Annotated in this window: 14 protein-coding genes; 8 read left to right on the top strand and 6 right to left on the bottom strand. The window is 68.4% G+C overall.

Features of this window, described 5'->3' with window-relative positions:
- The first annotated feature begins 58 nt into the window (after window positions 1–58).
- The 7 genes from PSV00_RS03660 to PSV00_RS03630 all read left to right on the top strand — a co-directional run bounded on the left by PSV00_RS03660 (window position 59) and on the right by PSV00_RS03630 (window position 6,162).
- Window positions 59–736, top strand: a complete 678-nt coding sequence (locus tag PSV00_RS03660; RefSeq protein WP_300445008.1) for a nicotinate-nucleotide adenylyltransferase — start codon at window positions 59–61, stop codon at window positions 734–736.
- 117 nt (window positions 737–853) lie between these two features.
- Window positions 854–1,255 carry a ribosome silencing factor gene (gene rsfS / locus PSV00_RS03655; RefSeq protein WP_300445006.1) on the top strand — a complete coding sequence of 134 codons (402 nt, stop codon included), beginning with the start codon at window positions 854–856 and terminating at the stop codon, window positions 1,253–1,255.
- A gap of 10 nt (window positions 1,256–1,265) precedes the next feature.
- Window positions 1,266–1,730 carry a 23S rRNA (pseudouridine(1915)-N(3))-methyltransferase RlmH gene (gene rlmH, locus PSV00_RS03650; RefSeq protein ID WP_300445004.1) on the top strand — a complete coding sequence of 155 codons (465 nt, stop codon included), beginning with the start codon at window positions 1,266–1,268 and terminating at the stop codon, window positions 1,728–1,730.
- Window positions 1,730–2,803, top strand: a complete 1,074-nt coding sequence (locus tag PSV00_RS03645; protein ID WP_300445003.1) for a peptidoglycan DD-metalloendopeptidase family protein — start codon at window positions 1,730–1,732, stop codon at window positions 2,801–2,803. Before rlmH ends, PSV00_RS03645 begins: the two co-directional genes overlap by 1 nt.
- Window positions 2,804–2,956: 153 nt before the next feature.
- Complete coding sequence (locus tag PSV00_RS03640) at window positions 2,957–4,321, top strand: S41 family peptidase (RefSeq protein ID WP_300445000.1); 1,365 nt, start codon at window positions 2,957–2,959, stop codon at window positions 4,319–4,321.
- Window positions 4,322–4,426: 105 nt separating this feature from the next.
- Complete coding sequence (locus PSV00_RS03635) at window positions 4,427–5,635, top strand: divergent polysaccharide deacetylase family protein (RefSeq protein ID WP_300444997.1); 1,209 nt, start codon at window positions 4,427–4,429, stop codon at window positions 5,633–5,635.
- 41 nt (window positions 5,636–5,676) lie between these two features.
- On the top strand, window positions 5,677–6,162 hold the full coding sequence (locus PSV00_RS03630) for an RNA pyrophosphohydrolase (RefSeq protein ID WP_300444995.1): 486 nt from the start codon (window positions 5,677–5,679) through the stop codon (window positions 6,160–6,162).
- A 12-nt stretch (window positions 6,163–6,174) separates the two neighbouring features.
- On the opposite strand, the gene PSV00_RS03625 is transcribed toward PSV00_RS03630, so the two are convergent.
- From PSV00_RS03625 to PSV00_RS03600, 6 genes are all read right to left on the bottom strand, one after another.
- Entirely contained in the window at window positions 6,175–6,501 is a 327-nt protein-coding gene (locus PSV00_RS03625) for a multidrug efflux SMR transporter (protein WP_300444993.1), read from the bottom strand.
- 129 nt (window positions 6,502–6,630) lie between these two features.
- Entirely contained in the window at window positions 6,631–6,900 is a 270-nt protein-coding gene (locus tag PSV00_RS03620) for an ATP synthase F1 subunit epsilon (protein WP_300444990.1), read from the bottom strand.
- Window positions 6,901–6,903: 3 nt separating this feature from the next.
- Window positions 6,904–8,460 carry a F0F1 ATP synthase subunit beta gene (gene atpD / locus PSV00_RS03615; protein WP_300444987.1) on the bottom strand — a complete coding sequence of 519 codons (1,557 nt, stop codon included), beginning with the start codon at window positions 8,458–8,460 and terminating at the stop codon, window positions 6,904–6,906.
- Between the two features lie 52 nt (window positions 8,461–8,512).
- Window positions 8,513–9,391 carry a F0F1 ATP synthase subunit gamma gene (locus tag PSV00_RS03610; protein ID WP_300444985.1) on the bottom strand — a complete coding sequence of 293 codons (879 nt, stop codon included), beginning with the start codon at window positions 9,389–9,391 and terminating at the stop codon, window positions 8,513–8,515.
- A gap of 31 nt (window positions 9,392–9,422) precedes the next feature.
- A complete protein-coding gene (gene atpA, locus PSV00_RS03605; protein ID WP_300444982.1) occupies window positions 9,423–10,958 on the bottom strand; it encodes a F0F1 ATP synthase subunit alpha in 1,536 nt (511 codons plus the stop codon).
- A gap of 66 nt (window positions 10,959–11,024) precedes the next feature.
- Window positions 11,025–11,579, bottom strand: a complete 555-nt coding sequence (locus PSV00_RS03600) for a F0F1 ATP synthase subunit delta (RefSeq protein ID WP_300444979.1) — start codon at window positions 11,577–11,579, stop codon at window positions 11,025–11,027.
- 251 nt (window positions 11,580–11,830) lie between these two features.
- On the opposite strand from PSV00_RS03600, the gene PSV00_RS03595 reads away from it, so the two are divergent.
- On the top strand, window positions 11,831–12,838 hold the full coding sequence (locus PSV00_RS03595) for a cation diffusion facilitator family transporter (RefSeq protein WP_300444976.1): 1,008 nt from the start codon (window positions 11,831–11,833) through the stop codon (window positions 12,836–12,838).
- Window positions 12,839–12,881 lie beyond the last annotated feature (43 nt).

Genomic DNA, 12,881 nt, shown 5'->3' with positions numbered 1-12,881 from the left:
GACAGGGGGGCGGGCGCGTGTTAGCTCCCCTGTGAGCATAAGTCCGCGCGAGCCCGCCTTGTCCTTCTTCCATGCCGGTCCGGCCGCACAGGCCTTCGGTCCCCGTCCGGGGGCGCTGCGAGACGGGCTCAACCTGGCTCCGGGGATGCGCGTCGGCCTGTTCGGTGGCTCGTTCAACCCCGCCCACGACGGCCACGCCCATGTCGCCGAAACGGCCATGCGCCGGCTCGATCTCGACCGGGTCATCTGGATGGTGTCGAAGCAGAACCCCCTGAAGGACACGGCCGACACCGCCCCCCTGTCCGAACGGATGGCCTCGGCCCGTTCGGCCGCCGCCATGGCCGCCTCGGGCCAGGCCATGGTGGTCTCGGACGTCGAGAGCCGCATCCGCACCGGCTGGACCGTTGACACGCTGCGGGCCCTGACCGCGCGGCATCCGGGCGTCCATTTCGTCTGGCTGATGGGATCGGACAACCTGGCCAGTTTCCACCTGTGGCGCGGCTGGACCGACATCATGCGGCTGATGCCGGTGGCCGTAATCGCCCGGCCGGGAAGCCTGCTGAACAGCCGCACGGCCCCGGCGGCGCGGCGGTTCGCCGCCTTCAGACTGCCGGCCGGACAGGCCCGGCTTCTGCCGACCGCCCCGACGCCGGCCTGGACCTATCTGCCGGCCCCGTTGAACCCGCGATCCTCGACGGCGATCCGGGCTGCACGGCTGCAATTCCCCGCCGCGTGACGGCGGCTGCGGTTCGTGCTAGAAGGCCGCTTTATTGAACCTCCCCGGAGCCCTCCGCTGACCCCCTCGCCCGCGCACGATGCGCAAGACAGCGCCGCCTCGAACGCGGCGCATGAGATGGACCCGATCGAACCCATCCATAACGAAGACGGTCTGCAGGCTCCCCTTCCCGTCGGCTCGACCCCGCTGGAACAGGCGATCCTGGCCAAGCTCGACGAGGACAAGGCCCAGGACATCGTTCTGATCGACCTCAAGGGCAAGAGCCCCATGGCCGACACCATGATCGTCGCCTCCGGGCGTTCGCATCGTCACGTCGGGGCCCTGGCGGACCACCTGCAGCGCGCCGTCAAGGAATTCGGCCTCGGCAAGGCCAAGGTCGAGGGCATGCCGCACTGCGACTGGGTCCTGATCGACGCCGGTGACGTCATCGTCCACCTGTTCCGGCCCGAGGTGCGGACCTTCTACAACATCGAGAAGATCTGGTCGGTCGACAGCGGCCACCGCGTTTCCTCGACCTGATTTCCATCCGATGAAGCTGGCCATCCTCGCGATCGGCAAGCCGGGACGCGGGCCAGAGGCGACTCTGGCCGCGGACTATGCCGAACGCGCGGGCCTGGCCGGACGGGCCCTCGGCCTCGGGCCGATGGAGCTGGTTGACCTGGAACCGCGCAAGGCCGGCAAGGCCCCCGAGGCCGAGCTGATCCTCAAGGCCGCAGAGGGAACGCATCTGATCGCCTGCGATGAACGCGGCCGGACCTTCTCCAGCCGCGCCTTCGCCGACCATGTCGCCGACCTGCGGGATCGCGGCGAGCGCCGGCTGGTTTTCGCCATCGGCGGGGCGGACGGTCTGGACCGCAGCGTCCTCGACGCCGCCGCCTCGACCCTGGCCTTCGGGCCCCAGACCTGGCCGCACGCCCTGGCGCGGGCCATGCTGGCCGAACAGCTGTACCGGGCGGTGACCATCCTGGCCGGTTCGCCCTATCATCGCGACTGATGCGTCGCGCCCTCATCCTCGCCGTCCTCGGCCTGATCGTCGCCGTCCCGGCCGTCGGCCAGCCTGCGCCCGCCGATGAGGTGCCCCGGCTACAGGCCGAGTTCCGCGACGAACAGGCCCGGGGCCGCCGGCTGCGGGCCGAGGCCGCCGAGGCCGCGGCCGAGATCGTCGACCTCGATCGCCAGCTGACCCAGCTGCGGACGACCGTGGCCACCGACGACCGCCAGATCACCGCCCAGCGGACCCGGCTGCGCGAACTGGGGGCCCGCGAGGCGGCCCTGATCGCCGACCTGTCGCGCGTGCGGGGGCGACAGTCGCGCCTTCTGTCGGCCTTGCAGATGATGAGCCGTCGCCCGCCGCCGCCGCTGTTGATCCCGGCGACGCGCGCGACCGAGACGGTGCGGGCCGCCATCCTGCTCAAGGCCATGGCCCCGGAGATCCAGGCCCGGGTCCGGGTCCTGACCGACCAGCAGGCCGAGATCGGCCGGGTGCGCCGGCTGGCGGCCCTGTCCAGCGAACGCCTGTTCACCGTCGAAAGCGCCCAAGGCGATCGCCGGGCCGAGATCGAGAGCCTGTCCGCCCGCAAGAGCGCCCTTCAGACCGTGCTGCGCAGCGAGGCCCAACAGGCCGAACGCGCCGCCGGCGTGCTGCAGGCCCGGATTCGCAGTCTCGGCGGCACGGTCCCGACCGGCGAGGTCGAGACGGTCAGTCGCACCGCCCGCCTGCCCGCCGGCCGCAGCCGGCTGACGCCGCCGGTCAGCGGCAGTCCGTCCGAACGGTTCGGGGCCGGCAGCGACGGCTGGCGCTGGCGCGCCGACCGTCGCGAAGTGGCGGCCCCCGCCACCGGCCGGGTCGCCTTCGCCGGCCCGCTCGATGACTGGGGCCAGGTCGTCATCCTCGACCTCGGTCCGGGCTGGCGCGTCGTCGTGGCCGGTCTCGAAGCCGTGTCGGTCAGCGCCGGGGACCGCGTCGACGACGGCGAGACCCTGGGACGCAGCGGGGCCGATGGCGAGGTCTATTTCGGTCTGAGGCGTGACGAACGGGCGATCGATCCCGCCCCGTGGCTGAAATGACCGGTCGGCTCGCGCCCGGGGCACGCGAAACCGCTTCCCAAGGCGTGATGACGCTGATTTTATCGCCGAAACCCGGCACGGCCACGATTTGGTCGCGACCACATCGCTTGTGAGTGACGGACGGGCCGTCGCAGGCCCACTGGAAAAGACCGAATGCGTAAATTGCTTCTCGTCGGCTGTGCCGTTCTCACCCTGGTGGGCGTCAGTGCCGCGACCGTGTCCCAGACCCCGCGCAACGAAACCTTCCGGATGGTCGAACTGTTCGGCGACGTCCTGGCCCTGACCGAGCAGGCCTATGTGGTGCCGGTCGACAACAAGAAGCTGATCGAGGCGGCCCTGGCCGGCATGATGACGGCGCTGGACCCCCATTCCAACTATCTGCCCCCCGCCGGCTACGGCGATCTGCGCGAGCGTACCGAGGGCCAGTATTCCGGCGTCGGCCTGACCATCACCTCCGAGGGCGGGCTGGTGAAGATCATCTCGCCGATGGATGACGGGCCCGCCGCCCGCGCCGGCGTCCAGGCGGGGGATGTGATCCAGTCGATCAACGGCCAGAACGCCGCCGGCCTGACCGTGACCCAGGTGTCGGAAAAGCTGCGCGGGGCCATCGGCACCACGGTCGACGTCACCTTCCTGCGCGACGGCGAGGATCCGCTGGAGGTCACGCTGACCCGCGAGGTCATCAAGGTGGAATCGGTCACCGGCCGGGTCGAGGGCGAGTTCGGCTATCTGCGGATCTCGACCTTCAACGAAAATACCGGCCGTGAGCTGACCGAGACCATCTCGCGCCTGAAGCGCGAGAACCCGGCCCTTAAGGGCTATGTCCTCGACCTGCGCAATAACGGCGGCGGCCTGCTGACGGCGGCCATCGATGTTTCGGACGCCTTCCTCGAACGCGGCGAGATCGTCAGCCAGCGCGGGCGCAAGCCGGACCAGATCGAACGCTATGCCGCCCGGCCCGGCGACCAGACCGGTGGCCTGCCGGTCGTGGTCCTGATCAACTACGGCTCGGCCTCGGCCTCGGAGATTGTGGCCGGCGCGCTGAAGGACCAGGAGCGGGCCACGCTGGTCGGCCTGACCAGCTTCGGCAAGGGATCGGTCCAGACCGTAATTCCGCTGAGGGGCGGGGCGGACGGGGCCCTGTCGATCACCACGGCGCGCTACTACACGCCGTCCGGGCGCTCGATCCAGAAGATCGGCATTGAGCCGGACCTCGAGGTGGCGCGCTCGGCCGCCGAGGCCCGGATCGTGTCACGCTCCAGCTTCATCTATTCCGAAGCCGCCTATGCCACGGCCCTGGACGCCTCGATCGGGGCCGAGCGCAGGGGAGCCCATACCCCCTATGAAGCGCCCGGCGAAGACTTCGACGAGGCCACGGACTATCAGCTGCAGCGGGCCTTTGACGTGCTTCGGGCCGGTGGGCATCTGGACCGGCTGGAGACCCCGCCGGCCGGTATAGTGGTCACCCTGCCCGAGGGTGCGGTCGACGGCGTCACCGCGGCGGCCCCGGCCAAATAGTCGCCACCGCATGGTGAACGCCGCGTTAGGGTTTCTTAACCGGCGTCGGGCACTCTGACTCTCGAAGAGGGCCGTGCGCACGGTCCCCGACCCGAGCGTACCGTCTTGTCCCTATTCGCCAAACGCCAGTCCGCCCTCGCCGCCGCCGCCGGTACGCCCCCGGCGCGTCGCAGCCTGCGTGAACGGGCGGCCCCGGTTCTGGCGGTGATGAAGAAGCCGCCGGCCGCCGTGGCCGGTGCCGGCCTGCTGCTGCTGGGGGCCGCGGCCCTGTTCCTGACCGTACTGGGCGACCCCCGGGCCGGAACCCCCTCCGCCCGGGTTTCGCTGACCCGCGAGGCCGTCGCCCCGCCCGAGGCCCCGTCCGGCCTCGACGCCTTTTCGGCCGGGGCCATGGGCCTGTACCAGGACCTGACCACGGCCGATGCCGGGCTCGACCCGAGCGGCGCGGCCGGAGGCGAGGCCCTGATCACCCTGCCCGACGGAGCCACCGTGGCCGGCGGATCCAGCATTACCGCACCGCGGCGCGAGGCCCAGCCCCTGCCCGCCAGCCCGATCGCCGGCCTCAGCCAGCCTGGCCCCAGCGGCCCCCTGCCGATGATCGCCACCGACGGCCGGGTGCCCGCCCAGGCCTATGCCCGCCCCTTCCGTGCCAACGGCAAGCCGCGCGTGGCCGTGATCGTCGGCGGCCTCGGCCTCAATGCCGTGACCACCCGCGCCGCCATCGAGCGCCTGCCCGCCGAGGTCACCCTGAGTTTCGTTCCCTATGCCGAGGGCCTGCAGGGCTGGATCGACCTGGCCAGGGCCCAGGGCCATGAGGTGATGATCGAAATCCCGATGGAGCCGACCGGCTATCCCGACAACGATCCCGGCCCCTACACCCTGCTGGCCGAGGCCGACGCCAATGACATCCAGGCCCGGATGGCCTGGTTGCTGGGCCGGGCGACCGGCTATTTCGGCGTGACCAACTATCTGGGTGACCGGTTCATGACCTCGGAGACGGGGATGACCGCCTTTATGGGCGTGCTGCGCCGCCGCGGCGTGGCCTTCGTCGACGACGGCTCGGCCAATCACAAGCCCGGGGCCTGGTCCCGCGCCAGCGCCGACCGGGTCATCGACGAGACCCAGTCCCCGACCGCCATCGTCGGCCAGCTGAACGCCATCGAGGCCCTGGCCAAGTCGCGCGGCCAGGCCCTGGGCACCGGCTTCAGCTATCCGGTGACGGTCGAGGCCGTCGCCCGCTGGAGCGCCGGACTGGACGCCCGTGGCCTGCAACTGGCCCCCGCCTCGGCCATGGCCCAGCGGCCCGGACGCTAAGCCGCTCGACCGCATCGGGACCGGAAGCTAAGGGTGGGATCATGACCGCGCCCGCGCCCGACCTGTCCCGCTATCGTGCCAATGTCGGCGTGGTGCTGTTCCACCCGGACGGGCGCGTCTGGTACGGCCGGCGTGCGGGCAGCAAATCCCCCCACTGCTGGCAGTTTCCGCAGGGCGGCGTCGACGACGGCGAGGCGTTCGAGATCGCGGCCCGGCGCGAGCTGTATGAAGAGACCGGCGTCCGCTCGGTCGAGCCGCTGGGGGCAACCGACGACTGGATCGCCTATGCGTTTCCGGTCGGCTACGGCGGCACCAAACAGGCGCGCGGCTGGCTGGGCCAGAAGCAGAAATGGTTCGCCTATCGCTTCACCGGGCCGGACTCCGAGATCGATCTGGACGCCCATGGCGAGATCGAGTTCGACGCCTGGCGCTGGGGTCGGCTGGACGAGGCCTGCGACCTGATCGTGCCGTTCAAGCGCGACGTCTATGCGCAGGTCGTGGCCGCCTTCACGGACCTGGCCGGCTAGGCCACGCCGGCATTAAACCGCATTGCCCGGCGCAAGCCGCATCAGGACCAGTCCGGCGACGATCAGGCCGGCGGCGGCCACCCGCATCGGATGCACCCCCTCGTTCAGCCACAGGGCCCCGACGACAAAGGCCCCGACCGCGCCGATGCCGGTCCAGACTGTATAGGCCGTGCCCAGCGGCAGGGCCTTCATCGAGATCGACAGCAGGCCGAAGCTCATCCCCATGGTCACGAAGGTGATCACACTGGGCCACAGGCGGGTGAACCCCGCCGACTGTTTCATGAAATAGGCCCAGACGATTTCGAGCAGTCCGGCGATGACGAGATAGACCCAGGCCATGGCGGCCCTCCACGTTGAAGGTGCCGGGCCGTCCCGGACTTCAACCCCGCAGATCCGGGGGAGGACGTGGCCTCGAGGTCGTATGTGGGACAGGGCGGCGGCGGTTCAGGCCGCGCCCGTCACCGGAAATCAGGTCGCGGCGACTTCCACCGCGTGCTCGGCCAGGATCGTCAGGCCTTCGGCGTTGACGTCGGCAAAGCCGCCCTGAACGTCAAAGGCACGGCGCGTATTGCCGTCGATGACCGTGACCCGGCCTTCGCGCAGGGCGGTCATGAACGGGGCGTGATCCGGCAGGACGCCGAAGTCGCCCTCAACGCCGGCGGCGTCGACCTGGTCGACGAGGCCCGTGAAGACCTCGCGCTCAGGCGACACCAGCGAGAACTGCAGCTTGCCGGCCATGGATCAGGCCGCCTCGGCGGCGAGCTTCTGGGCCTTCTCGACGGCTTCCTCGATCGCGCCGACCATGTAGAAGGCGGCTTCCGGCAGGTGGTCGTATTCGCCGGCGACAATGCCCTTGAACGAGCGGATCGTGTCTTCCAGCGACACGAATTTGCCCGGGGCGTTGGTGAACTGCTCGGCCACGAAGAACGGCTGCGACAGGAAGCGGCTGATCTTGCGGGCGCGCGAGACGATCAGCTTGTCCTCTTCGGACAGCTCATCCATGCCGAGGATGGCGATGATGTCCTTCAGCGCCTTGTACTGCTGCAGCACTTCCTGGACCGAACGGGCGACGCGGTAGTGTTCCTCGCCGATGACCAGCGGGTCCATGATGCGCGAGGTCGAGTCGAGCGGATCCACGGCCGGGAAGATGGCCTGGGCGGCGATGTCGCGGTTCAGCACGGTCGTCGCGTCAAGGTGGGCGAACGAGGCGGCCGGGGCCGGGTCGGTCAGGTCGTCGGCGGGGACGTAGATGGCCTGGACCGAGGTGATCGAGCCCTTCTTGGTCGAGGTGATCCGCTCCTGAAGGTTGCCCATCTCGGTGGCCAGGGTGGGCTGATAGCCCACGGCCGAGGGGATACGGCCCAGCAGCGCCGACACTTCGGAACCGGCCTGGGTGAAACGGAAGATGTTGTCGACGAACAGCAGGACGTCCTTGCCCTCTTCGTCACGGAAATATTCGGCCTGGGCCAGACCGGTCAGGGCGACGCGGGCGCGGGCACCGGGAGGCTCGTTCATCTGGCCGTAGACGAGGGCGCATTTGGAGCCCTCGGTCGAGCCGCCGTTCTTGGCAGGGTCCACGTTGACGTTGGACTCGATCATCTCGTGATACAGGTCGTTGCCCTCGCGGGTGCGCTCACCCACGCCGGCCAGAACCGAATAACCGCCGTAGGCCTTGGCGATGTTGTTGATCAGCTCCTGCATGGTCACGGTCTTGCCCACGCCGGCACCGCCGAACAGGCCGACCTTGCCGCCCTTGGTATAGGGGCACATCAGGTCGATGACCTTGATCCCCGTGACGAGGATTTCCGACGAGGTCGACTGCTCTTCAAACGAAGGTGCCTCGCGGTGGATCGGACGGTACATCGTGGTCTTGATCGGGCCCTGTTCGTCGATCGGCGCGCCGACGACGTTCATGATGCGGCCGAGGGTGCCGGGGCCGACCGGCGCCAGGATCGAGGTGCCGGTGTCGACCACGGCCTGACCGCGGGTCAGGCCTTCCGAGGTGTCCATGGCGATGGTGCGGACCATGTTCTCGCCGAGGTGCTGGGCGACTTCCAGAACCAGGGTGAACGGCTTGCCGGTCTTCTGGTCGACGTTCTGGGTTTCCAGGGCGTTGAGGATCGCCGGCAGCTGGCCGGTGAACTCGACGTCAACGACGGCGCCGATGACCTGGGCGATCTTGCCCACGCCGGTGCCGGCCGTGAAGGCGGTGTTGCCGGTCGCGGCGGCCGTGGAAGCCTTCGGAGCGGCCTTGGTGGCGGGCTTCTTGGCGGCGGGTTTCTTGGTTGTGTCGGTCATCGGTTCGTTCCGTTCGGAAGGTCGTGCGTGGCGTATCAGGGCGGGGATCGGATCAGAGGGCTTCGGCGCCGGCGATGATCTCGATCAGTTCGGTGGTGATCTGGGCCTGACGCTTGCGGTTGTAGCTCAGCGTCAGGGCATTGATGAGGTCGCCGGCGTTGCGCGTGGCATTGTCCATGGCAGCCATCTGGGCCGCGAAGAAGCTGGCCTGGTTCTCATACAGCGCGGCCAGCACCTGGGTCGTGATGTTGCGCGGCAGGAGCGTCTCGAGGATTTCCTCTTCCGACGGCTCATACTCATAGGCGGCGCCGTTCAGGTTGATCGGCGGCGCGTCACCGTCGACGACGGCCGGGATCAGCTGCTTCGGCGTCGGCACCTGGGCGATGACCGACTGGAAGCGGCTGTAGATCAGGGTCACGACGTCGGCGTTGCCGGTCTCGAACTCCTCGGCGATCAGGGCGGCAATCGGCTCGGCGGCGGGCAGGCCGACGACCTTGTGGTCGCTCATCTCGAAGGTGCGGACGATGCGGTCGCCATAGAGACGGCCAAGGCCGTCGCGAACCTTGCGGCCCACGGCGATGATGCGGACATCCTTGCCGGAGTCGATCAGGGTCTTGATGCGCTCGCGCGCGGCACGGATGACGTTGGTGTTGAAACCACCCGCCAGACCCTTGTCGCCGGTGGCGACGACGATCAGGTGCTTCTGGTCCGAACCCGTGCCCGCCAGCAGTTTCGGCGCGCCATCGCCCGACACCCCGGCCGCCAGATTGGCGATCACGGCGGCCATCTTGCGGGCATAGGGGCGGGCGCTTTCAGCCTGATCCTGGGCACGCTTCAGCTTGGCCGCGGCGACCATGTTCAGGGCTTTCGTGATCTTCTGCGTGGACTTCACGCTTCCGATCCGATTGCGCATTTCCTTGAGGCTGGCCATCCGGCGCTACTTTCTCGCTATCCGACCAGGCTCAGGCGAACGTCTTGAGGAAGGCGTCCAGCACCGACTTCAGCTCGGCCTCGAGCTCGGCGGTCAGATCCTTCTTGGCGCGGATGCCGTCCAGAAGGCCGGCGTTCGACGACTTGATGCGGGCCAGCAGCTCGGTCTCGAAACGGCCGATGTCGCCGACAGCGATGCCGTCGAGGTAACCACGCGTACCGGCGTAGACCGAGACGACCTGCTCTTCCATGGTCAGCGGGCTGTACTGGGGCTGCTTCAGGAGTTCCGTCAGGCGCGCGCCGCGGGCCAGCAGTTTCTGGGTCGAGGCGTCCAGGTCAGAGCCGAATTTGGCGAAGGCGGCCATCTCGCGATACTGGGCCAGTTCGCCCTTGATCGAGCCGGCGACCTTCTTCATCGCCTTGGTCTGGGCCGAGGAGCCCACGCGCGACACCGAGATGCCGACGTTCACGGCCGGGCGGATGCCCTGGTAGAACAGGTCGGACTCGAGGAAGATCTGGCCGTCGGTGATCGAGATCACGTTCGTGGGGATGTAGGCCGAAACGTCGTTGGCCTGGGTCTCGATCAGCGGCAGGGCCGTCATCGAGCCCGAGCCGTAGTCGGCGTTCAGCTTGGCCGAACGCTCCAGCAGGCGGCTGTGCAGATAGAAGACGTCGCCCGGATAGGCTTCACGGCCCGGCGGGCGGCGCAGCAGCAGGGACATCTGGCGATAGGCCACAGCCTGCTTGGAGAGATCGTCATAGACGATCAGGGCGTGCATGCCGTTGTCGCGGAAGAACTCGCCCATGGCCGTGCCCGAGAACGGGGCCAGGAACTGCAGCGGGGCCGGCTCCGACGCCGTGGCGGCGACGACGATGGTGTAGTCCAGCGCACCGCGCTCCTCGAGCGTCTTGACGATCTGGGCCACGGTCGAGCGCTTCTGCCCGATGGCGACATAGATGCAGTACAGCTTCTCGCCCTCGCCCTTGGCGGCGGCGTTGGTCGATTTCTGGTTCAGGATGGCGTCGATGGCCACGGCGGTCTTGCCGACCTGACGGTCACCAATGATCAGCTCGCGCTGGCCACGGCCGATCGGGATCAGGGTGTCGATGGCCTTGAGGCCGGTCTGCATCGGCTCGTGCACCGATTTGCGCGGGATGATGCCCGGGGCCTTGACGTCGACGCGGCGACGCTCGGTGAACTCGATCGGGCCCTTGCCGTCGATCGGCTCGCCCAGCGGGTTGACGACGCGGCCCAGCAGGCCCTTGCCGACCGGAACATCCACGATCTCGCCCAGACGGCGGACCTCGTCGCCCTCGGCGATCTGGTTGTCCTGACCGAAGATCACGGCCCCGACGTTGTCGCGCTCGAGGTTCAGGGCCATGCCCTTCACGCCGGCCTTCGGGAATTCGATCATCTCGCCGGCCTGGACATTGTCCAGACCGTGGATGCGGGCAATGCCGTCACCGACGGACAGAACCTGTCCAACGTCGGACACGTCCGCTTCCACGCCGAAATTGGCGATCTGCGACTTGAGGATAGCCGAAATTTCGGCGGCGCGGATGTCCATGATGGGCTCTCTGGCTTTCGTCTTTTGGGTCCGGACCCGCGGGCCCGGTCGTCAATTGGTGTTGGATCAGGCCCGCTTGAGGGCGAATTTCATCTGGTCGAGCTTGGTCTTCAGCGAGGCGTCGAACAGGCGCGAGCCGACCTTCACCTTCAATCCACCCAGCAGCGACGGATCGACGCGGGCGGTCATTTCGGGGTCCTTGCCCAGGGCCTGGGTCAGGGCGGCCTTGATGCTGCGCAGCTGCCCGGCGTCGAGGGCGGCGGCCGAAACCACCTCGGCGGCGACGATGCCGGCCTGTTGCGCATACAGGGCGTCGAAGCCTGCAATCACCGCCGGCAGGTCACCGGCGCGATGGTTCTGGCCCAGCAGGCCGAGGAATTTCACGGTGGTGGCGTCAAATTTCGCCTTTTCGGCCACGGCGACCAGGCCACGGCGCTGGTCATCGGCCGAGATGACCGGCGAACTGGCCAGACGGCGCAGGTCCGCGCTCTCGCCCCAGGCAGCGCGCAGGGCGGCCAGGTCGGCGCGTACAGCGTCGAGACACCCGGTCTCGCCAGCGAGGTCAAACAGCGCCTTTGCATAGCGCGCGCCGACTTCTGTCGTTCTGAATTCGTCAGCCACTTATTAGGTCCGCCCAAGGGAAAGCGTAGATCGAAGCGTTCGGGTCGCGACCGGCAACGGGGTCCGTGCCGGTCAAAGGCTTGAAATGCTTAGGAAAGCACGCCAAGGGCCGTTTCGTGAGAAACGCCCCGTGGAAGCCGGGCGCCTGATAGCATGGGCTTTTCCCGCTCGCAACCGACGCGAACGGAACGATAGGGTCGCAGCGACGCTCCCGTCGATCACCGCGCCTCTATCCGGACCCCGTTTCGCCCATGGCCGCTTCGACATCCAGGAACGTCATCTTCGCGGCCCTCGCCGGGAATACAGCCATCGCCATCACCAAGCTGGTGGCGGCCCTGTTCACCGGCAGCTCGGCGATGATGAGCGAGGCGATCCATTCCGCGGTCGACACCGGCAACCAGATCCTGCTGCTGATCGGGCTGAAACGGGCGGCGCGCCCGGCCACGCCCAGCCATCCGTTCGGTCACGGGTTGCAGCTGTATTTCTATACCTTTGTCGTCTCCGTGCTGATTTTTGGCGTCGGCGCGGTCATTTCCATCCTGCACGGCATCCACCGGATCGAATTCCCCGAAGCGATCCAGACGCCCTGGATCAACTATCTGGTGCTCAGTCTGGCCATCCTGTTCGAAGGGGCCTCCTGGTATGTCGCCCTGCGGGCCTTCGACCGCGAGCGCGCCGGCCGCCCCTTCCTCGCCGCCGTGCGCAACAGCAAGGACCCGACGGTCTTCACCGTCCTGTTCGAGGATACGGCGGCGCTGGCGGGTCTGGTGGTCGCCCTGGTCGGCCTGGCGGCCAGCCAGTGGCTGGGCCTGCCGGTGCTGGACGGCGTGGCCTCGGTCGTGATCGGGCTCATCCTGGCCCTGACGGCGGCCTTCCTGGCCTTCGAGAGCCAGAGCCTGCTGACCGGTGAGGCCGCCGATCCCGAGACCCGGGAGGGGATCGCCACCATCGCCCGGGCAGAGCCCGGCGTGGTCGGCCTGAATGACTCCAAGACCATGCATTTCGGGCCGAACGAGATTCTCGTGGTTCTCAGCCTCGATTTCGACAATGCCCTGTCTGCGGCCCAGGTCGAGAATACCGTCGCCCGGCTGGAACATCGCATCCGCGCCGCCTATCCCCAGGCGGGCCGCATCTATGTCGAGGCCCAGAGCGCCGCCAGCCACGCCGCCGTCCGCGCGGCCGTCCTGGCGGGCGGAGGACCGGGTGCCCTGGTCAGCGTGGTGCCGGACGGCGACGGGGGCGACACTCGGGTCGCTTGATGGCGGACCGCCCTGCCGCTACCAGAGGCACAGATCATCTGAT

Origin of the sequence: Brevundimonas sp., assembly GCF_029945885.1 — a bacterium.
GTDB lineage: Bacteria > Pseudomonadota > Alphaproteobacteria > Caulobacterales > Caulobacteraceae > Brevundimonas.
This window is presented reverse-complemented; position numbering and strand designations above follow the sequence as displayed.

Coding starts and splice junctions, on each gene's coding strand:
- rsfS (WP_300445006.1), top strand. CDS start 854: ATGGACCCGATCGAACCCATCCATAACGAAGACGGTCTGCAGGCTCCC.
- rlmH (WP_300445004.1), top strand. CDS start 1,266: ATGAAGCTGGCCATCCTCGCGATCGGCAAGCCGGGACGCGGGCCAGAG.
- PSV00_RS03645 (WP_300445003.1), top strand. CDS start 1,730: ATGCGTCGCGCCCTCATCCTCGCCGTCCTCGGCCTGATCGTCGCCGTC.
- PSV00_RS03640 (WP_300445000.1), top strand. CDS start 2,957: ATGCGTAAATTGCTTCTCGTCGGCTGTGCCGTTCTCACCCTGGTGGGC.
- PSV00_RS03630 (WP_300444995.1), top strand. CDS start 5,677: ATGACCGCGCCCGCGCCCGACCTGTCCCGCTATCGTGCCAATGTCGGC.
- PSV00_RS03625 (WP_300444993.1), bottom strand. CDS start 6,501: ATGGCCTGGGTCTATCTCGTCATCGCCGGACTGCTCGAAATCGTCTGG.
- PSV00_RS03620 (WP_300444990.1), bottom strand. CDS start 6,900: ATGGCCGGCAAGCTGCAGTTCTCGCTGGTGTCGCCTGAGCGCGAGGTC.
- atpD (WP_300444987.1), bottom strand. CDS start 8,460: ATGACCGACACAACCAAGAAACCCGCCGCCAAGAAGCCCGCCACCAAG.
- PSV00_RS03610 (WP_300444985.1), bottom strand. CDS start 9,391: ATGGCCAGCCTCAAGGAAATGCGCAATCGGATCGGAAGCGTGAAGTCC.
- atpA (WP_300444982.1), bottom strand. CDS start 10,958: ATGGACATCCGCGCCGCCGAAATTTCGGCTATCCTCAAGTCGCAGATC.
- PSV00_RS03595 (WP_300444976.1), top strand. CDS start 11,831: ATGGCCGCTTCGACATCCAGGAACGTCATCTTCGCGGCCCTCGCCGGG.